Origin of the sequence: Streptococcus porcinus (assembly GCF_900475415.1) — a bacterium.
GTDB classification, from domain to species: domain Bacteria; phylum Bacillota; class Bacilli; order Lactobacillales; family Streptococcaceae; genus Streptococcus; species Streptococcus porcinus.
In genome coordinates, this window is the sequence record NZ_LS483388.1 from 1,230,079 (window position 1) to 1,253,685 (window position 23,607).

At 36.3% G+C, this 23,607-nt stretch carries 20 protein-coding genes; 2 read left to right on the forward strand and 18 right to left on the reverse strand.

The window, feature by feature from the left end; genetic code table 11:
* Position 1 precedes the first annotated feature (1 nt).
* The 6 genes from DQM45_RS06155 to dnaG form a co-directional block, all read right to left on the reverse strand.
* The gene (locus DQM45_RS06155; protein WP_003082820.1) at positions 2 to 943 is read right to left on the reverse strand and encodes a glycosyltransferase family 2 protein; all 942 of its coding nucleotides are present in this window, start codon (positions 941 to 943) and stop codon (positions 2 to 4) included.
* Positions 933 to 2,087, reverse strand: a complete 1,155-nt coding sequence (gene cps2T / locus DQM45_RS06160) for a beta 1-4 rhamnosyltransferase Cps2T (RefSeq protein ID WP_003084863.1) — start codon at positions 2,085 to 2,087, stop codon at positions 933 to 935. The genes DQM45_RS06155 and cps2T overlap by 11 nt, the downstream gene beginning before the upstream one ends.
* Positions 2,088 to 2,201: 114 nt before the next feature.
* Positions 2,202 to 3,059 (reverse strand): dTDP-4-dehydrorhamnose reductase, encoded by an 858-nt coding sequence (rfbD, locus tag DQM45_RS06165; protein WP_003084892.1) that lies wholly within the window; start codon positions 3,057 to 3,059, stop codon positions 2,202 to 2,204.
* Positions 3,060 to 3,165: 106 nt separating this feature from the next.
* A complete protein-coding gene (locus DQM45_RS06170) occupies positions 3,166 to 3,504 on the reverse strand; it encodes a metal-sulfur cluster assembly factor (RefSeq protein WP_003083476.1) in 339 nt (112 codons plus the stop codon).
* 230 nt (positions 3,505 to 3,734) lie between these two features.
* Positions 3,735 to 4,844 (reverse strand): RNA polymerase sigma factor RpoD, encoded by a 1,110-nt coding sequence (rpoD, locus tag DQM45_RS06175; RefSeq protein ID WP_003084376.1) that lies wholly within the window; start codon positions 4,842 to 4,844, stop codon positions 3,735 to 3,737.
* 8 nt (positions 4,845 to 4,852) lie between these two features.
* On the reverse strand, positions 4,853 to 6,661 hold the full coding sequence (gene dnaG / locus DQM45_RS06180; RefSeq protein WP_039984884.1) for a DNA primase: 1,809 nt from the start codon (positions 6,659 to 6,661) through the stop codon (positions 4,853 to 4,855).
* A gap of 125 nt (positions 6,662 to 6,786) precedes the next feature.
* Between dnaG and mscL the strand changes: the two genes are divergently transcribed.
* On the forward strand, positions 6,787 to 7,161 hold the full coding sequence (gene mscL, locus DQM45_RS06185; protein WP_003085807.1) for a large conductance mechanosensitive channel protein MscL: 375 nt from the start codon (positions 6,787 to 6,789) through the stop codon (positions 7,159 to 7,161).
* A gap of 93 nt (positions 7,162 to 7,254) precedes the next feature.
* On the opposite strand, the gene rpsU is transcribed toward mscL, so the two are convergent.
* The 3 genes from rpsU to rexB form a co-directional block, all read right to left on the reverse strand.
* Entirely contained in the window at positions 7,255 to 7,431 is a 177-nt protein-coding gene (gene rpsU, locus DQM45_RS06190) for a 30S ribosomal protein S21 (RefSeq protein WP_000048058.1), read from the reverse strand.
* Positions 7,432 to 7,612: 181 nt separating this feature from the next.
* Positions 7,613 to 11,266, reverse strand: coding sequence for a helicase-exonuclease AddAB subunit AddA (gene addA, locus DQM45_RS06195; protein WP_003084289.1), 3,654 nt, complete (start codon positions 11,264 to 11,266; stop codon positions 7,613 to 7,615).
* A 1-nt stretch (position 11,267) separates the two neighbouring features.
* Positions 11,268 to 14,504, reverse strand: coding sequence for an ATP-dependent nuclease subunit B (gene rexB / locus DQM45_RS06200; RefSeq protein WP_003085335.1), 3,237 nt, complete (start codon positions 14,502 to 14,504; stop codon positions 11,268 to 11,270).
* A gap of 170 nt (positions 14,505 to 14,674) precedes the next feature.
* Here rexB and ypfJ point away from each other — a divergent pair, with 170 nt between their 5' ends.
* Complete coding sequence (gene ypfJ / locus DQM45_RS06205; RefSeq protein ID WP_003084876.1) at positions 14,675 to 15,592, forward strand: KPN_02809 family neutral zinc metallopeptidase; 918 nt, start codon at positions 14,675 to 14,677, stop codon at positions 15,590 to 15,592.
* A gap of 53 nt (positions 15,593 to 15,645) precedes the next feature.
* On the opposite strand, the gene DQM45_RS06210 is transcribed toward ypfJ, so the two are convergent.
* From DQM45_RS06210 to DQM45_RS06250, 9 genes are all read right to left on the reverse strand, one after another.
* On the reverse strand, positions 15,646 to 16,017 hold the full coding sequence (locus tag DQM45_RS06210; RefSeq protein WP_003083287.1) for an OsmC family protein: 372 nt from the start codon (positions 16,015 to 16,017) through the stop codon (positions 15,646 to 15,648).
* 90 nt (positions 16,018 to 16,107) lie between these two features.
* A complete protein-coding gene (gene pheT, locus DQM45_RS06215; protein ID WP_003085834.1) occupies positions 16,108 to 18,513 on the reverse strand; it encodes a phenylalanine--tRNA ligase subunit beta in 2,406 nt (801 codons plus the stop codon).
* Between the two features lie 14 nt (positions 18,514 to 18,527).
* Complete coding sequence (locus DQM45_RS06220) at positions 18,528 to 19,052, reverse strand: GNAT family N-acetyltransferase (RefSeq protein ID WP_003083083.1); 525 nt, start codon at positions 19,050 to 19,052, stop codon at positions 18,528 to 18,530.
* 45 nt (positions 19,053 to 19,097) lie between these two features.
* Complete coding sequence (gene pheS, locus DQM45_RS06225; protein WP_039984576.1) at positions 19,098 to 20,141, reverse strand: phenylalanine--tRNA ligase subunit alpha; 1,044 nt, start codon at positions 20,139 to 20,141, stop codon at positions 19,098 to 19,100.
* Positions 20,142 to 20,433: 292 nt separating this feature from the next.
* Positions 20,434 to 21,315, reverse strand: a complete 882-nt coding sequence (locus DQM45_RS06230; RefSeq protein WP_003082810.1) for a DNA/RNA non-specific endonuclease — start codon at positions 21,313 to 21,315, stop codon at positions 20,434 to 20,436.
* A 30-nt stretch (positions 21,316 to 21,345) separates the two neighbouring features.
* Positions 21,346 to 21,537 (reverse strand): DNA-directed RNA polymerase subunit beta, encoded by a 192-nt coding sequence (locus DQM45_RS06235; RefSeq protein WP_172601601.1) that lies wholly within the window; start codon positions 21,535 to 21,537, stop codon positions 21,346 to 21,348.
* The gene (murA, locus tag DQM45_RS06240) at positions 21,537 to 22,808 is read right to left on the reverse strand and encodes a UDP-N-acetylglucosamine 1-carboxyvinyltransferase (RefSeq protein ID WP_003083400.1); all 1,272 of its coding nucleotides are present in this window, start codon (positions 22,806 to 22,808) and stop codon (positions 21,537 to 21,539) included. The genes DQM45_RS06235 and murA overlap by 1 nt, the downstream gene beginning before the upstream one ends.
* Before the next feature lie 74 nt (positions 22,809 to 22,882).
* Positions 22,883 to 23,107 carry a DUF1146 family protein gene (locus DQM45_RS06245; protein ID WP_003085295.1) on the reverse strand — a complete coding sequence of 75 codons (225 nt, stop codon included), beginning with the start codon at positions 23,105 to 23,107 and terminating at the stop codon, positions 22,883 to 22,885.
* Between the two features lie 80 nt (positions 23,108 to 23,187).
* On the reverse strand, positions 23,188 to 23,604 hold the full coding sequence (locus DQM45_RS06250; protein ID WP_003084986.1) for a F0F1 ATP synthase subunit epsilon: 417 nt from the start codon (positions 23,602 to 23,604) through the stop codon (positions 23,188 to 23,190).
* Between the last annotated feature and the right edge of the window lie 3 nt (positions 23,605 to 23,607).

Genomic DNA, 23,607 nt, shown 5'->3' on the forward strand with positions numbered 1-23,607 from the left:
TTCATCTCGCATTATATAGATTTGTGATTAGTAATAATCGGAATACAATAATATGTTTCCATTGATTTTTAGTGTAGTGATATTTTAATACTCTGCGAATTCTTTCAGAGAAAGCTTGCTGGTCAATATCGATATAATTTTCAAGTAGTTCCCTATCCCATTGGTTTAATAGAGGTCCATAGGAATATATAATTTTTTGTGCTTGTTTTTGTGACGCATGAATGAGATTCCAATATCTAGTAAAAATCCTTTTGGGACCTTCCCTTAATATTTTAAACCGCTTATCAAGTGTTCGTGCTCCAAGAACATTATTAGCGTGTTGCCGATAGAGCTCCCCAGGTTGATCAATGTAAATTAACTTACCAAGACTCGTTGCTAAAAGCGCTAAATACCAATCGTGCATAATAATATTATCCGGCGACAGCCATTTTTCAGCTAAGGCATGATTAATCATCATGACTCCCCCTGTCACTGAATTTTCAGCTAATTCTTGAACTAGTCTCGTATTAGCATGTCCAGATTGTGAACGAATCATACTTTCGTTAATAACATTTAACTGCTGATCAACAACTTTTAAATCCATATAAACTAATATTGGTGTTTCTACAGAATATTTCTTAGCTTCTCCTAACTGAACGGCTATTTTATCAGGTAGCCAAATATCATCTTGGTCACTAAAAAAATAGTAATCTGCTCTTTCGTACTTTAGAAGGGTAAAAAAATTCTTGATAACCCCATAATTTTCTCGATTCTCAGCATTAATGAAGTGAATTCGACTATCTTTTGCAACATATTCCTGAATGATCTCTGGTGTTCTATCTGACGAACCATCATCTCTGATTAGTAAACGCCACTCTTGGACAGTTTGATTTCGAATGCTTTCAATCTGTTCTGATAGAAACTGTTCCCCATTATAGGTTGACATTAAGATATTAATTTTCATTTAAAAATAAGGCCTCATATTCTCCTACAATTTTATCCCACGTATATTCTCTTTGAATAATATTTCTAGCTTCTTGACCTAAATCATCATAGTTGTGGCGACCATCTACACTCTCAATTAACTGAGCTAAAACAGTCTGTTCTTTAGTCCAATATAAAGCGCCAGTTTTTGCCACTGATTTATTGAAATTAACACCTAAAACCAAATTCAACTTGGTATGAGCAAGAGCTTCTAAGAGACCGGGATTTGTGCCCCCAACTTCATGTCCATGAATATAAGCAAAAGCATTTTCACGAATATAGGTTAATAATTGACGGTCATACAAAGTGCCTAGAAACTTAATCCGCTCATCTTGTTCTAAGTGTGTCTTATTTTTTAATGTCTCAAAGAATGAACTTCCCTCATGATTACAAATCACAACCAAATCACGCTTAGTTTTTGAAGCCATAAATTCTTTGATAATAGTCTCGTAGTTATTTTCTGGAACAAAACGACCAACCACTAAATAATAATTTTGTTCATTGATATTGGCCTTATTAAAGTAGTCTCGTACACGGTCATCTTCAAAACTTAAATCTGAAGGTTCCATGTCTGTTCCATAAGCAATAAATTGTGTTTTTGCCCAAGGGTAAGATTCTTTGATATAGTTTTCAATGCCTAAATTATCAGAAATTACCAAATGAGCCTTCTGTGTCATTTGTTTTTCTGAATACTTTAGATACCATTGAACTGGCTTAGACCATTTGCTGCGCTTCCACTCTAATCCATCTGGATTGATGAAAAATTGGCCCTTACACTTCTTGATTTTGGGGACAAATAGACCAATAAAAGCACCTATTGTATTCCCTAAAATATAAAAAATAGGATTATTAATAGTATTTTTTTCGCAGTAACTCAGAGCATAATTGAGTGCCATCATATCGTAAGCAATCACCCTAGCCGGACCAAGTTGAGGAGGATTGATGTAGAAACAATCCGCACCTCTGAACTCAAAGTGCTCCTTATGTTTTGAATCACTTAAGCAGGCAACATGATAGCGAATAGCTCCACTGTTTTGACGGCTGACTAATTCCTCAACAAAGGTTTCAAAGCCACCATATTTTGCTGGCAATCCTCGGCTACCAATAATAAATACATCCTGCATCCACAATGCCCCATTCTAAATTATAATCATTTAACAATTATAGCATATTTATAGTCTATTTGCGAAATTTTACCAATAGGAAAAAGCTCCACCACTAGGGCAGAGCTTCTTATATCACCTATTTTTGATATCCTGTTTATAAAATTCTTGTAAAGCATCTTGCCACATAGGGATTACAAATCCTGTTGCTTTAGCCTTATCTAAATTCATCGTTGAATTGAGTGGACGCTTTGCTTTGGCTGGAAAAGCTGATGAGTCAACTGGAACTACTTCAACATCTGTATCTTTTAAAATTTCTTTAGCAAAATCATACCAACTTGTATCTTCTTTCGAGTCATTTGAAAGGTGATAATAACCAAATGCTTTATTGTTTTCTGCCAAATAACACATGAATTCCGCTAAAGTTCTTGTCCAAGTTGGGCGACCGAATTGATCGTTAACAACAGTCAGTTTGGAATGTGTTTTTGCTAAATTTTGCATAGTAAAGACAAAATTCTTACCATAATTACCAAAAACCCAAGCCGTTCTAATAATATAGTATTTCTTACTATATTTTTCAACAGCTTCTTCCCCTAATCGCTTAGTGCGACCATACTCTGTTTGTGGATCAGGAATATCTGTTTCAAACCATTCTTGTCCAACTGTTTTTGTTCCATCAAAAACATAATCAGTAGAGATATACACCAAGGTAGCATCATACTTTTGACAAGCCTTGGCAATATTTTCTGTCCCATCAACATTGATAACTTGATTCAGAGCTTTCCCTTCTTCTTCAGCCGCATCTACTGCTGTATAGGCCGCACAATGATAAACTAAAGTAGGTTTTACTTGTGCGAAAACTTGATCTACCATCTCTTCATTAGTGATATCCATCTCTGCAACATCAACAGCTACATATTCTTCATTACGTTCATCAAGCAAATATCGTAATTCTGTCCCAAGCTGGCCCTTACTTCCTGTGATTAAAATCATAACTTCTCCTTTAAAGAATTATTAATTAGATATTCTGAGAATAATTAACTATTTCTTCATTATTCTACACTAAAAAAGAGAATATTTCATCTCTTCACCATTGGTTTTAACGAATACCTAAAGCAATCCTAGCGTAGCGACTCATTTTCTCTACAGTCCATGCTGGGTACCAGACCAATTTTACTTCTGAACTAGTCACTTCTGGAACCTCTTTTAAGACATCATAAATTTGATCAGTCAATAAATCTGCTAAAGGACATCCCATAGTCGTTAAAGTCATATCAATTTCTGTATGGCCAGAATCTGAAAAACGAATCTCATAAATCAAACCTAGATTAACAATATCAATTCCTAATTCTGGGTCAATTACCATTTCTAAAGCCTCAAGGATGCGATCTTTTATTTTTGCAATTTCCTCTTCACTGTATTTTGGATTTTCTAACATGGAATTTCCTTCATCCTCATTATTTTGATTACTTAACTCTAGGAGAACGAAGCTAAATCTTAGAAACATGTAGAGTAACTTATTTACCGCTTGTTCTCTGAAACTCTGTTCCAATTTTTAACTCATCGTTAAGAGTCTCCGCCTATAGTTTTTACTTTTTTATTTTAAACATCGACTGGACACAGGCTTTTTATCTTAAACTCACCCTTAAAATCCTTTGCTGAAGGGGTTTAATCCTCTATAAAATCTCTTAATTGTTTGCTTCTACTTGGATGACGAAGTTTTCGTAAAGCTTTCGCTTCGATTTGGCGAATACGCTCCCGCGTTACGTTGAAAACTTTACCTACATCTTCAAGTGTGCGCATTTTGCCATCATCTAAACCAAAACGTAAACGCAAAACATTTTCTTCGCGGTCTGTTAATGTATCTAAAACTTCATCTAGCTGCTCACGAAGTACGACACGTGTTGTATAATCAACTGGATTTTCAATCACTTCATCTTCGATAAAATCACCTAAATGACTATCATCTTCTTCTCCAATTGGTGTTTCTAAAGAGACCGGTTCTTGAGCAATTTTAAGAATTTCACGTACCTTATCCGGCGTCATCTCCATGCGCTCTGCAATCTGTTCTGGTGTAGGATCTTGACCTAATTCTTGTAGGAGATTTCTTTGTTCACGAACTAACTTATTAATTGTTTCAACCATATGAACTGGGATACGAATAGTACGCGCTTGGTCTGCAATAGCGCGCGTAATAGCCTGACGAATCCACCAAGTTGCATAAGTTGAAAATTTAAAGCCCTTAGAATAATCAAATTTATCTACGGCCTTCATTAATCCCATATTACCTTCTTGAATTAAATCAAGGAATTGCATACCACGCCCCACATAACGTTTGGCAATTGACACAACTAAACGCAAGTTTGCCTCTGCTAAACGCTGTTTAGCATCTACATCACCTTCAGCAACAGCAATTGCTAGTTCTTTTTCTTCTTCACCTGTTAAAAGCGGCACAACCCCAATTTCCTTCAAATACATCCGTACCGGATCATTGACTTTAGCTGAATTACTTCCAATCAACTGTTCATCTGTTAATTCTTCTGGTTTTGGTTCTTCGACAATATATTTTGTTGACGGGTTTCCCTCTTTATCCGTAATTGAAATACCACCATCTGTTAGACGTTCTAATAGATCATCAATTTGGTCAGCGTCCAACACAAAAGGAATAACAAGTTTTTCTGTTACCTCATCATCAACTGCAGTACCTTCCTTTTTATGGTTACGAATGAATTCGGCAACTTGAACATTAAAAGTTGTTATTTCGTTTTTTTTAGTCATATTTTCCTCTATTCCATTTTCCTTTTCTGTGCAATTAGATTTTCTAAAACTTCTAAGGCCAGTTGGTGGTCTCCATTATTACTGGATTCTCGGACTTGTTTTCCTTGCTTATGGATATCTCTTTCCCTCAGTAATTTGTCACGCTTTGCTAAAATATCAATAATTTCATTTTCGGTCACTTCCTCAGGTAAATGTTCTTCTAAAACACGATAATAAGCTTGGTTCACGTCCTCCGATAGATTGGCTAAGTCAATTGGACTGACCTCTCCATTTGCCTTTAAAACAAGAAATAATTCCTGTAGAGCTGGTGTGTCAAAATAGAAATCGTCCTTGAGTCTAAATTCATTAAGTAAATACTCGTGGTGAATTAATCGATGTAAAAGTTGATTTTCTGTTCTCACTAAAGCCGTAATGTTTTTAGTAACCGGCAAAGTCATAACTGGCGCTTCTGAGGGAGCTATCTGTACTTGACGTCTTTGCCGATCTTGAACTCGGTAAGTATTAACTGTCTGTTCCACCTGCAAATAGTCAAAGTCCGGTAAACTATCAGCCACTTTATTAATATATGAATTCTGGGCTGTTATTGAAGGAGCTTGAGCAATAATCCGAGCAATCTCTTCCACATAAGCAATTTGAGCTTGTAAGTTATCTGTATTTTCTGGCTTTAAATACCTAATGAAAAATTCAACGTCACTAATCCTTGAATGTTCTAATAAATTAGCTAATTCTTCTGCTGAATACTTTTGGACAAATTCGTCTGGATCCATCTTATTTGGGATAAGAACAATTTCAACTTGAAAATCAGACAATAAGTCTATGGATTTAGCAATAGCATTTTGACCAGCATCATCACCATCATAAGTTAAAATCACTTTTTTGGTTAGTGGTTTCAAATGGTTAATATGCTCCTGAGTCAACGCTGTTCCCATTGAAGCGATAGCATTTTCACAACCTGCTTTATAAGCTGCGATGACATCCATAAAACCTTCCATCAAAAAAACTTCATGTTTTTTGGCAATAACCGGCTTAGCCTTATCCAAATGATAAAGTTCATAAGATTTATTAAAAAGTAGTGTTGCTCGTGAATTTTTATACTTAGCTAGTTTTTTATCTTGATCCTCTTTAGTCCAAATTCTACCTGAAAAAGCAATAGTCTGACCGCGATCATCCGCTAAAGGAAACATGATACGATTACGAAAAGCATCATATACGGTATTAGACGTTTCAGATAAATTAAATAACCCAGACGATGTTAAAGTCTCTTCTGAGTATTTTTTGGAAAGTGCCTGATAAAGGTAATCTGGTTCAGCTGGAGCTAGTCCGATATTAAAGTGCTCAATCAGATTATCATCTAAGCCACGCTGATATAAATAGTTTCGAGCTTCTTGGCCTATTTTTGTAGTTTTTAGAACAGCTTGATAAAATTTCTGAGCATCATGATGTAAATCAATAAGTTCTTGATGAGTTTTCCTTTTAGGCGACTGACTTTGTGGCTTGGGAACATCTAAAACGATACCACTCTTTTCAGCAAGGATGCTAACACTCTCTAAAAAAGGAACTTGTCGATATTCTTCAATAAATTTAAAAACATCGCCTGAGCGACCACAACCAAAACAATGAAAAAATTGCCGATCTTCAATAACATTAAAGGACGGTGTCTTCTCTTTATGAAAAGGGCATAGTCCCAGATAATGTCTCCCTGAACGAGAAAGGCTGACAACTTCACCAATGACATCAACAATATTGACAGCATTTTTAATCTGGGAAATCTTTTCTTTGTCTATAGCCAAACTGTCACCTCCCCAGAAAAAACCCATTGTATTTTTATATTTCATTATACCATCTACCAGCTTTTTTGTAAATTTTTAAAATTGAACACAATTGCTGTCTTTTATATGAAAACTGTGATATGATTAAGTTATTAAAAAAAAGGGGAATTCTCATGATTAAAGAATTAAAAGAATTTTTATTTAAAGGCAATGTCTTAGACCTAGCTGTTGCTGTTGTTATTGGTGCTGCTTTTAAAGCAATCATTGACTCATTAGTGGCCGATGTCATCACACCATTGATTCTGAATCCCGTTCTTAAAGCTGCTGGTGTGTCAAACATTGCAGAACTTGCATGGAACGGTGTTAAATACGGAAGTTTCATTGCTGCTGTTATCAACTTCCTAATTATTGGTACAACTTTGTTCTTCGTTGTTAAGGCTGCTAATAAGGCAATGACCTTCAGAAAAAAAGAAGAGGAAGAAGTTATTGCTGGCCCTACTCAAGAAGAACTCCTCGTTCAAATTCGCGACTTACTTGCAAGCAAATAATAATCCTAAAGGAGTTGGTTTCCAACTTCTTTTTTGATACCCTATTAAAGTCAAAAACAACCTTCTGTTGGAAGGTTGTTTCTTTATCTAAAATTAGAATTTTTTACGCTTGCGAGCTGCTTCTGATTTGCGTTTACGTTTTACAGAAGGTTTTTCGTAGAATTCACGTTTACGTGATTCTTGAAGAGTTCCAGCTTTAGTAACAGAACGTTTGAAACGACGAAGAGCATCATCCAATGATTCGTTTTTACGTACTACTGTTTTTGACATATGTTTCACCTCCTCAAGATATTGTAACATTTACACGTTCTTTAACATATTACATGACTTTTGAGAAATTGTCAATAAGATTTGCTCTTAACAATAATACTTTTTCTCTCTTTCAATTTACTTAGCATAAACTCCCTTTAAAAATCCTCTGATCTTTAAAAAACAGCTTACAATGTAAGGTTTACGGGACAGCAACTACTTCTAAGTTTTCTCCTCCTAGCAAAACAAGATACTTTTCGACCGTGTCTATACTATAAGCTTGTGACAAAGCTTCTGCATATAAGGCTAATTGACCGGCATATTTTTTTTGTAGATCACTTGCTTGGCGATATTTGTCAGTCTTATAATCAAAGAGAATGATTTTATCCTCAAAAAGTAAATAACCATCGATAATCCCACGCACCACAAACTTTTCTTGACTAAGCATGTCTTTTTTGAGCATAGCAAAAGGGGCCTCACGATGTAACTTCTGATAATGATTGCAGATGAGCTGTCCGAGAGTTGTCTGGTTGAAAAACTGAATAACCTTATCCAGATCCAGCTTAGCTTTTAGTGCCTCACTAGCATTAACCAGGGACAAAGCCCTTTGAACACTTTCTTGCGTCACTCTTTCGGAAACCTGAATTTTTTGCATCAATTCATGGAAACTTGCACCAATTTGACTAGCATTAATGGGAGGATTTTCACTAAAATCTGGCAGTACAAACGAGGCTTGACTCAGAGGTCGGATTTTTTCTATAATAGCAACTCCTTCAGAGTCCATAATTGGTTGATAAAAATCTTTAATCTGACTTGGTGTCTGAACCGTTGGTAAATGAATAGCCGCATGATAGGTCTGGTTTAACTGATTAACTTTTTCCAACATGTCTAAAGCACGTGCAATATGATCAGACTGCCTATTATGAGCCAAATTATCAGAGTCCAAAATCTCCTTGACGGCTAATTGACCGATAGCATTATCACTTAAATCACTATCACTTTCAAAACAAAGATCAAAATAAAGTTCTTCTTGTGTAAAACTTTCTCGAATAGCTAAAAACCAATCTTGGAAGCTTTGGAGATTTTCGCGCACTGTCCTAGGCAAATGATTTCCTTCTCTTTGCCCATCGTACTTGTCACCTAACTTCTCTTGACTTCCCTTGCCAATCAAGTATAACTTCTTTTCAGCCCTAGTCATAGCAACATAAAGCAGGCGCATCTGTTCTGAAAGAGTAGCTCGCTTCAAAGATTTTTTATTAATCTGATAAGGAAGCGTTTCTAAATTTACCTTTAAACTTGATAATTGCTCTGCATCCAAAAGAGTTTTAAAATCAGCTAAGTATTTAATACCTATCCCCTGATGACGATCAAGGATAGCTGGCGCATACAAATCCTTAAAACTAAACTTTTTATCACAGTTTAAAATAAATACGTATTTGAATTCTAATCCTTTAGATTTGTGAATCGTCATTAAATTGACTGCATCCTTGGCCTGAACGATATCAACATCAGCTAGGTCGTTTTCAGTCTCTAAGATCTTATCAATCATTGAGATAAAGCGTGATAGACCTCTGTAACCTGTTTTTTCAAATTGACTAGCTCTTAAGGCCAGAGCATATAAATTAGCTTGCGCTTGTTCCGCTTTGGGACTACTAGCCACATAATCAAAGTAGAAACGATCATTATAGATTTTCCAAATTAAATCATATAAACTATTTTTTTTAGCAAAAAGACGCCAATGGTTTAAAGTCTTATCAAACCTTATTAGGCTCTCTTGTAACTCATTAGTTACTAAATCTGGATAAAGACCTTGATTAGATAAAGCATTTTGAATTTTTTCATAGAAACTTTCTACCTTATCTTGCCTAGACTCCTGTAAAGCTACTCTAGCTAGCTGATCTTCATCAAAGGCAAACATTGGTGATTTAAGCAAGGCGACTAAGGCGTAATCATTCAGCGGATTATTGATAGTCCTTAAGGTATCTAGCATGACCATTATTTCTACTGATTGTAGATAGTTATCTAGTCCGCCATCAGACACTAAAGGAATCCCCAAATGATTAAAAGTTCTCAAGATATTATCATTTCTTGTCCGTGAAGAAACCAGTAGGGTAATATCCGAAAACGCTACTTGTTCTTCATTATGAAGACGAATAATTTCTTTAGCAACAATTTTTACCTCACCAGGTGAGAGTTGATTGTCACTAAGCGTCTCAGTAGAATCTGAGTGCTGACTCTGATCTTGACTATCTGTATCATAGATTAAGAATTGACATCTGTTTTCTGGAAAACTTTCTCGTTGAAGGGAGCTACCAGGTAATAAACGATGGCTAGCATCATAAAGGATATCACCAACTTCTTCATCCATTAAATGAGAAAATATTGCATTAGTAACCTCTAAGACTTCTGATTGGCTTCGGAAATTTTCTTTCAACAGAATCAATCTGCCATTTTCCGAGTTTTCTTGATAATCTTTGAATTTTTGATTAAAAATAAGAGGATCTGCTTGCCTAAAACGGTAGATTGACTGTTTAATATCTCCTACCATAAACCTATTATGACCGTTTGATAATAATTCTAAAAGCTTCTCTTGAATATGATTATTATCTTGATACTCATCAACCATTACTTCATGGTATTTCTTCTGGTAAGAAGCTTGAACCTCAGGATTATTTTCCAATATAGCAATCGCAAAATGGGCAATATCAGAAAATTCAAAAGCATTCTCATCTATTTTTGCTTTTAAATAAGCTTTGCTAAAATCAATGACAAAAGCTTGTAGACTTTTTAATAATGGTAAAGTTTCTGGTTGAAAAGCAAAAATAGTTTCCAAATGCTTCACATCTTTTAAGCGTGTTTGTAAGTCTTTAAAAATACTGTATTTTCTCTTATTGACCGTCACAGTGTCACTACTCGGTAAAAGTGCCAAAACGTCTCTAGCTAATCGACTAATCTGTTCTTTACCATAATAGGTGTCAAAGTGGAGTGACCATTCTTGCAATAATTCTATCATCTGCAGATGCTTTTGATATTTGGCACTGGGTTTTCCTGCTTTTGTCATTTGTCCGTAATCTTCTAATTCTGTCAGATCACGTAGACTCTCTGCTGTCCTCTTCATACTTTGGAGCAAAGCTTCTATATCAGCATCTGGTAAACTGTCAAAACCGGTGTAGATCTCACTAGCTCTTAGAAAAGTACTCTCTAACCATTCCAGAGGATTTTCAGTTGATTGGCTAAAATCATAAATTCTATAGACAATTGCTCGGAATCCTTTAGAATCTTTTCGGTTTCCTGAGAAATTTTTGACTGTTTTCATAAAGGTCATAGCCTCTTCTGAATCCATATAATTAGCAAAAATCGATTCATAAATCCTGTTTTTAAGGATATCTTGTTCCGATTTGTCCTGCATGATTCGAAACTTCGGTGATATACCTAGCGTGTAACTATATTCGGACAAGAGTTGTTGGGTAAAGGCATCCATTGTTCCAATATCTGCTTGAGGAATTGCTTGTAATTGCTGATTTAAATAAGCCTTCCATTCGGAATCACTGCTCTCTTTGATTAAGGCTAAGAGTCTTTTTTCTAAGCGTTCTTTCAGTTCAGTAGCTGCTTTAACTGTAAAGGTCGAGATGAACATCTTATCTATTGCAATACCGCGTAACACTTTATCAATAATCCGTTCAACCATAACAAAAGTTTTTCCTGAACCAGCTGATGCAGACACCAGAACATTCTGTCCATTACAATAGATTGCCTCAATTTGCTCAGGAGTTCGTTTTTGTAACTTATTAGAGCCAGCTTCCCGTTTTTGCAGTTCCTGTATTTCCTTATCACTTAAAAATTCTGGAAAGATCATATTACTGGTTACCTTCCTGTCTATCTTTCATTAAGTCTAATAATATTTCTTTTTTATTTTTCCCCGTAACAGTTACTAGCGATCTAGCTTGTCCAAAATCCAAATCAGCTTCGAATCCCGTTATGGCCTTCAATTGATCCCCTTGAACGGATTTTCCATCCTTAGTGTAGGGATTAATAAGAAAATGGCCTTGACGAATTTTTTCTTCGGCCCTTAAATATAACCATTCGTTATAGGCTAACAGTAAGGCAACTTCTTCTTCAGTGAAAGTATTGTTGGTAATGTGGTAGGCACCAGAAGCTAAATGTTCTTTTTCACTTTCCATAAAAATACCTTTGTAGGTGAGCTCTTTATAGTGGTCTTTCAAAAGCTTACTATCCAGTTCTTGATATGTAGCCAAGTCAAGTTTTGGCTCTTGCATATGCAAGTACATAGCGCCAAAAATGGGATTATGATTTTGATAGCGCCTTTTCAAGGCTGACAAATAGGTTGGTAACTGCGAGTTTAAGCCATTGAAAAAGAGAGATAAATCAAAAACGTTCGCACTTGACTTATAGTCTACTATACCGACACTTTGATCAGCCAGTTGATCAATTCGATCTATCGTTCCATTAATAATCAACTTGTCCTGGATTGGCAACTGAAATTTTTCTTCTTGGGCTAAGACATGAACATTTTGATGAGCTTTAAAAATATCTGCAGTTGCTTTAGCAATTTCTTCTAAAAGATGAAGACTATAGCGTCCTTGTGCATCTTCCTGATAAAAATACTTGAAACTTGCTTCTTGATTAGTCTGTTTGATTGCTCTTTTAACTTTATTATCGAAAGCTAGGTCTGAAGCATCTGCCATTACCCGTTCAAATACACGATGTAAGTAAGTCCCATGTTGTCGGGCATCTGGATGTATTGACTCTGTTTCTTGCAAACCTAAAACATATTGTAAAAAATACTTATATTGATTATCATAAAAAACAGTTAAAGCTGAATTAGATAAATGGATAGGCTTTTCTTCCGGAAACCGAGTTTGAATGACTTCTTTGGATAGAGTTTTGGTTTGTAAGTGCTTTTTCGTTTGAGGGAATACTAGGTCTTCTTTTTTCAAACGTCCTTTAAGATAGCGTAACATAACTGTCCAAAAGTTTTCTTCTTCTGGACTAAGTTCCATTTGACTAGTATTCAATTCAATGACTTGGGATAAAAGAGATTTGTAATTTCCAATATCAGACTCCAGAGCAGAGAACCGACTTTTCCCTTTTTCAACTAAAGGAATACCAAAAGCTAGTAGCAAGGAAATATAAGGGGATATTTCTACTGATACTTCGTTTAATTGCGTTGGCACACTAAGTACCAATTTTTGATTTGCAGAATTAAAAAGGGAAAGTGCCATAAAATGATTTTTTTTAGTTGTTTCATGACTTGCAACTTCAAATCGCTGAAAGGAAGGCAACTTTTGATTGGTTAAAGCACGTTCCTGATCATTTATTAAGCTCTTCTTAAAGGTCACTTTAGGAAAATGTGCACTAGTCATCCCAATAGCGTAAACAATAGCCTTACTATGTGGTTGAACTAAGTCGTACGATTTGATCGTAACGACATCTAAAGTTGCCGGCACAGCTCGATAATGAGCTGTCTGCATTCCCGTTTTAATAAGCTTAAAAGCGTGTTCTAGGTTAATGAGTTCGTCTTTAAAAATGTGATAAAATTGCTCTAAAATAGAGGTGAAAACCTTCCAAACTTCTAGATCCTTTTCCTGCTCATTTTCATTTTGAGCATAGCTAAGCTGCTCAAGCTTTGTCGGTAATTCAACTTGATTTAAGAAGGTCAATAAACGATTCATAAAGCTTGCACCTGTTTGCTGCTTTTGCCTATATAATGCTTCCAAAGGACTATAAATAACCTCTCGAAGCCTATTTATAGCATCAAGATCAAATTTTCGACGTTCGCGACTATCTAGTGGGTTTACAAAAAAGGTTTTAGCAAACTTACGCGAACCGTTAATATCAGCAAATTGGACATAGGCTTCAAACTGATCTAAATCAAAATCCTCAAAATGACCAAATAAGCCTGTTTTTAACAGAGACAAGATATCTTCATTACGCCAATTATAGCGATAAATACGCTCAAGAGCATCTATAAATTGTACAAGAGGGTGATGAGACATCGCTTCTGCTTTACCAAAATAGTAAGGAATTTCGTATTTGTCAAAGAGTTGACAGATCTGTAATTGGTAACTTTCAAGATCACCCAATAAAACAAGGATGTCCTTATAACGGTAACCCTCATATAGCTTCTGACGGATACTCTTTGCAACATGCTCGATTTCATCTTTTTGATTAAGGCTTTGCCAAATTTGGAAGGAGTTCTTATCCTGTGAACTTAACTGGCTCTCTGATTCAGAAAAGTCAAAATGCTCTTCTAAGAGCTTAGTAAGGTTTCTGAAGCTCTCAGGATAAATTATCTGACTCTTAGTATATTGTGCCTTGACATGATATGTTTGAGATAGTTCACGAAAAAAATCAATACTAGCTTGATAAATATTACCTTCGGTAAAGCTTTTGGAATATGCCTTTTGACTAAGATAAGTGCCAATAACAACCTGATGACATTTTGTATCTAATTGCGCAACCAAATTAGCCTCTTCAGTAGAGAAACGGGTAAAACCGTCAACGATAAGAACTGTCTGGCTAAGTTGCTCATCTATTTGTCCGCTTGCTACGACTTGAGAAAAGTAATCAAGAACACTTGTCTCTTCAAGTTGGTAGTTTACCATTAAGTCTTCGACAGCAAGAAAAATTGATATGAAATCATTCTTCTTCTCAGAGTCTTCCATTTCAAGATCTGTTACTGCAATATTTGCTGCTTTAAGTTCTTTATATAAATCAATTAACTGCAGTATAAATGCTAGATCTCCTTTTAAATGATAATAACGTTTTAAATCAGATTCTGTTAATTGGTCTAAAGCACGGTAAAAAATCATTGATAAAGCCGTATCATCAATTGGTAAACTTGTTTTAATTTCATTTAGAGTAAAATAACGAGCCAGCTGACCAAATCTAGTTACTGTAATGGCAAACGAAGCTTCTTGACTGAGCGTTTCTAAGACGGCTCTTTCTTTCTCAAACGAAAGAGAATTTGGAGCGATATAAAAAACACGACACCCTTCTTTGTCATAGTTATCAGCCTCTGTAACTAAAAGTTCTGTTAAAGAATATTGCAAATCTGTATAAAGTAATTTCATTTTGACCCTTCGTTTTCCTGAATGCTTTCTTCTATTATAGCAAATCAAATCACAAAAACTATTTAAGGGCTATTTTTGAATTAAAAACAGCACTTTCAACCTAATATTCAAGCAATTCTCATAAAAATACTTTATAATAGTTATAAGTACTAAAAAGAGGAGAAAACAAAATGAAAACTGATGATCTTAGAGAAAGCCAAAATGTCGAAGACCGTCGCAATGAAAGTTCTGGTTCCTACAGTGGAGGTGGTAGCGGAGCAGGACTACTTCTACAACTCCTTTTTTCTCGTGGAAGCTGGAAAACAAAACTTGTTCTTTTAATTGTCTTATTGGTGATGGGTGGTGGTGGTCTAACTGGCATCTTCAATGGAGGTCACTCGACTAACAACAATAATCCCTATCAATCTACAAAAGTAACACGAACAAGTGGTGATAAAGCTAGTGACCAACAAGTTCAGTTTGTTAGTAAAGTTTTTGCTTCCACCGAAGACTATTGGGGAAAAGAATTTGAAAAACGAGGTAAGACGTACAAAAAACCAACCTTAGTACTCTATACCGGTTCTATTACGACGGCTTGTGGACAGGGTCAAGCATCCTCAGGACCCTTTTACTGTTCAGGTGATAACAAGGTATATCTAGACATTTCTTTTTATAATGAATTATCTGAAAAATATGGTGCCGCTGGTGACTTTGCTATGGCATACGTTATTGCCCATGAAGTTGGTCACCATGTACAAAATGAACTAGGTATAATGGAAAAGTACGCCAATGCCCGTAAAGGAAAAAGTCAAACTGACGCCAACAGGCTTAATGTTCAACTTGAGCTCCAAGCTGATTACTATGCTGGAGCATGGGCTAATTATGTTCAAAATCAAGGCCTTCTTGATAAAGGAGATATTGAAGAAGCCATGAGGGCCGCAAATGCCGTAGGTGACGATACCTTGCAAAAAGAAACCTATGGTAAAACCGTTCCAGACAGCTTCACACATGGAACATCTGAACAACGTCAACGATGGTTTAATAGGGGTTACCAATATGGTGATCTTGAACACGGAAATACCTTTGAAGTAACTTATAGTAACTTGTAGATAAAATAAAAGAACTGGCTTAGGTACAGTTCTTTTATTTTATCTATGTCTTATTATAAGATTGTCTTGAAATCAATCTTAATAGCCACATCTGGAGCTAGAAGTTTACTAACACGGCATTTCTTTTTTATAAAAGCCATCAATTGGTTTTGTTGTTGTTGGCTAAGTTGCACTTTCATGTGAACTGTAAGAGTAAAAGCACGATTATCATAATGCGATTCTGTTTTAAGAGATAATTCATCCATCTTTTCATAAGTCTTAAAATATGATTGGATACACATGGTGACACAGGATGCTAAGGCTATATTAAGCAAGCTCATTGGTGTTTCACCATCATCAGTTGCCCCAAATAATTCTATTTCTGCCCCATAGCCTTTTGATTTTGTATGATATAGATAATCACCTCTTATCTCTGTTTGATACATCTTCTACCTCCTTTAAACAACCTTATTATACCAAAAAGAACAAGATCAAATACCTTTAAACTTATAGGTATCCCTTGTTCCTTTTTTATCTTACCTTACTTGTGCGCCAGCTTCTTCTACTAGGGCAGTCGTAATCTTATCCATATATTTTGTAACATCTTCATCACGCAAACTTTCTTGCGGATTTTGAAACATTAAATTATAAGCCATTGATTTTTTCCCTGACTCAATATGGGCACCGGCATAAACATCAAATAATTTTATAGATTCTAAATACTTAATTCCTAGATTCTCAATAATACTTATGATATCTTGATGGCTAGTACTATCATCAACTAATATAGCAATATCACGTGAAACTGCTGGTACTTTACTGATTTCCTTGAAGATTTGACTTGACTTCATACTTTCTTCAATCATTTGTAAGTTTAGTTCAGCCACATAGGTTTCAGGAATATCATAATCACTAGCCACTTGAGGATGTACCTGTCCAACAAATCCAAGTGTTTGATTATTTAAGATGAGGCGTGCTGTTCGGCCAGGATGCATACTTGCCATTTCTTTTTCAGTAACAAAACTAACCTTGATCCCTAATTTATGGAATAAGTTCTCGAGAATCCCCTTAGCATAGAAAAAATCCACATACTGTGCTTGCGTTTGAAAATCTTTTTCAGCTACTAAACCAGACATTGCAAAAGCAAAGGTATCAATTTCATTCGGTAAATCACTTTTAGGATCTCCCTCTTGCTCAAAGATTTTTCCAATTTCATAGATAGCTAGATTCTTTTGTTTACGCGCTACATTATAAGCAACCGTATCCAACATACCAGATACAATATTCTGACGAAGAGCTGATCTTTCGATGGTCATTGGCCACATTAACTCTGTTAGCTTACTTGGTTGAATAGTAAAAGCTTGCGCCTTTTCAGGAGTGGTTAAAGCATAAGAGATAATTTCTGTCAGCCCCGCTCCCTCGGCGACTGCTCTTACACGCCGACGTAAAACTTGGCTTGCAGTTAGTTCTCCAGCAGTCCCCCCAGCTTCTGGAAGAGTCGTTGGTAGCTTATCGTAGCCATAGATACGCGCAATTTCTTCTACTAAGTCTGCTTGAATGCTGATATCCCAACGACGGCGTGGCACAGATACCGTAAAGGCTGAGGCATCACCTTTTAGGCCGAAACCGAGCTTAGCAAAGATTTCCTCAATATCTGTATAAGCTAAATCCGTACCAAGGCGAACGTTAACATAATCCAAAGTTGTTAGAACTTGAACAGGTTCGGTTGGCAACTGTCCAGCCTGTATACGTCCAGCAAGTACTTGTCCTTGTGCTAATTCCTCCAACATAGCTGCAGCAAAATCAAGTGCTTCTAGAACTGTATCATAATTAACCCCTTTTTCAAAACGGGATGAACTTTCCGAACGTAAGTTAAGTCGGCTACTTGTCTTACGAATTGACTTGCCATCAAAAACAGCAGCTTCCAGAACAATCTTTGTGGAGCCGTAATCAATCTCTGTTTCTTTTCCTCCCATGACACCAGCTAAAGCGACAGGTTTGTCATTAACTGTTATAACAATATCTTGGGAAATCAATTGACGTTCTTCACCATCTAATGTGATTAACATTTCACCATCACGTGCTTGACGAGCAATAATGGAACGGTTAGCAAACTTATCCAAATCAAAAGCGTGCATTGGTTGACCAAAATAAAGCAAAACGTAATTGGTAACATCTACAACGTTATTGATTGGACGAATACCAGCATTCATTAAAATATTCTGTAACCACTGTGGACTGGGTTGAATAGTTACATTCTCAACCACACGACTAGCGTAGGTTAGAACATTATCTGATTCGATAGCGACAGAAAGCACATCAGAAGCTTCTTTAGGACTTTCATGAATTTCTTTTACAGGAAAATGTACTTCTTTCCCATAAATAGCAGCTACTTCGTAAGCAACTCCACGCATTGACAGAGCATCAGCACGATTTGGTGTGATTGACAACTCAATGATTTCATCATCTAAATCTAAATAAGGGAAAATACTGTCACCAGGGTTTGCATCAGTTGGTAAAACCTGAATGCCTTCAGCGAATTCTTTTGGAATAATCGAATCTGGTAAGCCTAGTTCTTGTAATGAACAGATCATTCCTAATGATTCCATTCCTCTAATTTTACCTTTTTTGATTTTGTAATTATCAGCAATCCGTGCTCCCGGCAAGGCCACAATAACGTTAATCCCAGCTTTCACGTTTGGCGCACCACAAACAATCTGTCTAGGCTCCTCATCACCAGTATCTACCTGACATAGATGTAAATATGTCTCAGGAACATCTTGACAAGATAAAACATGCCCAACAACTAATTTTGATAGGCCAGCTGAAGGAACTTCTACTCCCTCAACTTCTATTCCGGTTGTCGACATTTTTTCCGCTAATTCTGCTGAAGTCACATCAATGTCAACTAATTCTTTTAACCACTTATAAGATACTAACATACATCTCTTTCTTTCTATTTCAAGGATTTCTTCATTAGCCAGTCGGTATCAACAAGATCCCCTACAGCAAATGAATGTTCTGAAAATTTTTCAAAGCCATACTTGCGATATAAGGACTGAGCCTTTAAATTATTTTCCCAAACACCCAGCCAAGCCCAAGCCTTACCTGATTCATATGCTTTTTTCAATGCAAACTTAAACAAATAGTTTCCAAGCCCTAAACCTTGGTATTTATTTAAAATATAAATACGCTGAATCTCAAAAGCATCTTCTAATTCATACTCAGTTTGATCCTTACCCCAATTGACTTTGAGGTAACCAACAATAGCACCATTTAAACGTAAAAAGTAAACTAGACTTTCCTCACTCTTTAATTCTTGAGTGAGTATCTCAGTAGTATAAGCTTCTTGAAAAAATTCTTGCAATTGTTGCTCTGTATTATGACCACCAAAAGTTTCGGTAAAAGTTTGAATGGCTAAGTCTCTTAATATTGCAATTTCCTCATCTTTTACTAGATCAATAGACAATTCTTTTTGCATGGCTATTCCTCCTAAACTTCTGTCTCGTTTGAATGAAGGTTCTTTTTAGTTAAATTGCTCAGAAAAACGCATATCACCCTGATAGAATCCACGGATATCATTGATTCCATAACGTAACATAGCGATACGTTCTTGACCAAGACCAAAAGCAAAACCAGAATACTCTTCAGCATTAACACCTGACATTTCTAAGACACTTGGGTGGACCATCCCAGCACCAAGAATTTCAATCCAACCTGTTCCTTTACATACATTACAGCCTTTACCACCACATTTGAAACAAGAAACATCAACCTCAACAGATGGTTCTGTAAAAGGGAAATAGGAAGGACGAAGGCGAATCTTACGTTCTTCGCCAAACATCTTTTTGATAATCATTTCTAGGGTGCCTTTTAAATCACCCATAGAAATGTTTTTACCAACGACAAGACCTTCAATTTGGTGGAATTGATGGGAATGAGTCGCATCATCTGTATCACGTCGGAAAACACGACCAGGCGAGATCATTTTAAGCGGCCCTTTTGAAAAGTCATGTTGATCAAGTGTACGAGCTTGAACGGGACTGGTATGAGTCCTAAGCAGGATTTCATCTGTGATATAGAAAGTATCTTGCATATCACGAGCTGGATGATCTTTTGGAAGATTCATTCTTTCAAAATTATAATAATCTTTTTCAACTTCAAAACCATCAACAATTTGGAAACCCATCCCTAAAAAGATATCTTCAATCTCTTCACTGGTCTGTGTCAAGATATGTCGGTTACCAATAGCCATTTGTCGACCAGGAAGTGTTACATCTATACTTTCAGCATCAAGCTGATCTTGAATTTTAGCAGCCTCAACAACTTTTCCTTGCTGTTCAAAGGCATTTATTAACACATCACGTAGTTCATTAACTTGCTTTCCAACTAAAGGACGCATGTCAACAGATAAATCTTTTAATCCCTTTAATAGCTCTGTTAAAGAACCTTTTTTCCCTAAGACAGCAACTTTTAAATCCTGTAATTCTTTACTGTGATTGCCAGTAAGTTCTTTTAATTGATTTAAGGTTTGGTTTCGTAATGCTTCTAATTGCTCTTGTAAATCCATTGTTTTCCCTTCTTTAAGTGGACAAAAAAGCGTGCCAAAACTCCACATAAGCGGAGCGTTGACACGCGGTACCATCCGATTTCATCTGTAATAACAGACCTTAATTAGTGATCATATGTGAGTGAATTCCTTACATTTCCATCAAGAAGGCTTACAGTCTATGGCCCTCATTCCCTGATAATTTCCCTGTAATTACTAGTCTCACTGACTTCTATTCAATTAAAACTATTCTATCAAAAATGCTTTTAAAAAACAATAAAAATTATCTATAGTCAGCGAGTTACTATTCCAATCAGCTAGCTTTTTGATCACTTTGTTGCTCAACTTGACCTGTTTGATAATTAACCCTTAACCCTTTTTGAACATTTGGTACAAAAACATTAAATTCCAAACGACCATCATCCGATTTTGCTTCTAAGTGACTACCACTAGAAATAATATTATTCTTTTCATAAAGTAAGGTCACTCTATAACGAACTCGTTTATTTCTATCTAAAGCTTTTCTGATTAAAGTTTCATAATAATTTTGTCCTGTTGAATCTGAGAGGTAAGCCTGGTTTGCCCAGGCCATTTGTACTGCAATATTGCTTGGATTGCTGGTCGAAGCATCGTAGCCTTTTAAGCCACCTATCAAGGCATAACCCAATAAATGACCTCTATCAACAGCGTGATCATATTCACCTGGCAAGCCGTGGATTTGATGCCAACCCACTGGCTTCCAGAAGGTATAACCATTACCAGTTTCATTACGATTACGATATTGTCTTGTTGATTTGGTTAACAAAGCGTTGGCTCTAAAAGGCACTTTCTTACTCTCAACTATCTTGACTTCATTATTTGCATAAGGCAAACTTGAAACTTTCGCCTTCAAATTAGTTTTATTGTTATTTACGATAAAAGCACCTGCACCATTCCACACAATTTTCTGACCTAATTGCTTTTTCACTTGCGGGGTAAGCACCGAGCTAGCTAACTGATAACTAGGTGTGGCAGGATTAGTCGAATTTTTAGAGTCTTTTTGATTGTTCCCTTGACCAGAAATAGCATGTAACACTTGCTGCAATGGGTTATTGGATGCAAGGTAATGGCCATTGGTGAAGGCTATTAGCCCAGTAATGAGCAGAGCTAGCAGAATTCCATTAAGCTTTTTGAAATGTGGCTGTTTTTTAGACATTTTTCCTCTCAGTCAAAAAGTAGGCTAAGCCTACTTTCCAGTAAATTTATTAATTAACTCTGTCCATTTGGCTATTGACAGAATCGATGAGGCATGTTGACCATCGCCAAATATGCTATAGCCAATCATCAAACCAATAGCTAAAAATAAACAAGCCAAGAATGCTACTACCACCAGTAAACCAACTTGTTTAGCAACATATTTCCATCCAGTCGTCATCACTAGTCCTCACTTATACGTTCGATTTTTGCACCCAATTTTGCTAATTTTTCATGAAACTGATAATAACCACGGTCCAAGTGTGAGAGCTTTGTAACAGTAGTTCTCCCCTTGGCTACCATACCGCTCAAAATAAGAGCAGCACTTGCACGAAGGTCAGTGGACATGACCGGTGCCCCTTGTAAATCGTGACCCCCATGAATCATCGCAGTATCCCGTAAAATTTCTGAATGAAGCCCCATACGGCGCATTTCCTCTAGATGTTGGAAACGATTTTCAAAAACAGTTTCAATCATTGTTGACTCACCCTCAACAACTGCCATTAAAGCTGTGAATTGTGCTTGCATATCAGTTGGGAAACCAGGATGTGGTAAAGTTTTCACTGTCACAGGTTTTAGTTTGGAAGTATCAGACTTAATACGAATACCATCTGTTTCTTCTGTAACCTCAACCCCCATTTCTTTCAATTTGGAAATAAGAGGACGATTATGCTCCCAAACAGCATCTTTAACAAGAACATTGCCAGACGTCATGGCAGCCGCAACCATAAAAGTACCTGCTTCGATCCGATCTTGAACAACGTCATGTTCAACACCGTGTAATTCAGTCACACCTTTAATAGTCAACGTTTCAGTTCCAGCCCCTTTGACAATAGCTCCCATTTTATTTAAGAGTTGGGCTAAATCAACAATTTCTGGTTCACGTGCAGCATTTTCAATAGTCGTCGTACCCTCAGCTAAAGTTGCTGCCATCATTAGATTTTGAGTAGCTCCAACTGACGGGAAATCCATATAAATTGTTGCTCCTTTGAGGCGAGTTGCACTTGCTGTGATATCTCCATTGCTCTGTTTAATCTCTGCTCCCATAGCCTCTAAGCCTTTTAGATGCAAGTCAATCGGACGACTACCAATTGTACAGCCTCCTGGCATAGAAACCTTTGCGTGACCATTTCGAGCCAAAATCGGGCCTAAAACAACAATAGAAGCACGCATTTGGCTAACATACTCATAAGGTGCTTCATCCAAAATATCTCCAGAGGCATCTACAACAATTTCATTTGCTTCTTGATTAAATACTACCGGAATATTGAGACCACGTACTACATTGTTCATGGTAAAAACATCTGAAAGAATGGGAACATTACGTAAAACCGTTTTTCCTTCTGATGGTAGGATGGTTGCCGCTAACAAAGGGAGCACTGCATTTTTGGCTCCTTCGATAATAACTTCACCTTCTAATCTCGTTGTCCCACCTTCAATAATAATTTTATCCACGCTTTTCTCCATTTCCTTTGACTTTATAATATAAAATTATATCACATTTCTAATTTTCAGACCTTAACCAAGTACTAGAAGAGGGTTTGACTCATTTGAATTAGCTCCAAAATAAAATGACTAACCAAATAGCCCAAGACAATAGCTAGGAAAAAAACAAAAAGTTTTAATTTACCAATATTTTCAGGACTGCGATAAATGATTTTAGACCAGTCAAAAAGACTAATCAATAGTTGAAAACTAATACCGATAAAAAGTAAATGACTGATTAATTTTAATAAATTATTGATATATTCCATAGCAATATTATACCAAAAGTATAGGAACAAGAATAGGATTTCAGTCAAAATAAAAAAGACTCTATCACTAGAGCCAATTTTTATTTTTTTCCAACATTAATCCGATTCAAAGCACGCTGTAAGGCAATTTCAGCACGACGAGCTTGGTTAATATCCTTAGTTGATTTCGCTTCTTCGATATCACGCTCGGCACGTTTTTTAGCACGTTCGGCACGGCTAATATCTATATCGCGTGAACGTTCGGCAGAATCAGCTACAATGGTAACAACATTATCCTTTACTTCAATAATACCACCGTTCACAGCAATCCAATCTACACTGTCAACATCGTCGGTAGGGCGAATTTTCATTTCATGAATAACCAAGGGGGCAATCATATTAATGTGATTAGGGAGAATTCCCATTTCACCCTCAGGCGTCGCTACTGAGATAAATTTCACCTGATGATCATATTTAATTCCGTCAGGTGTTACTACTTGAACTGTCATATGTGCCATAGT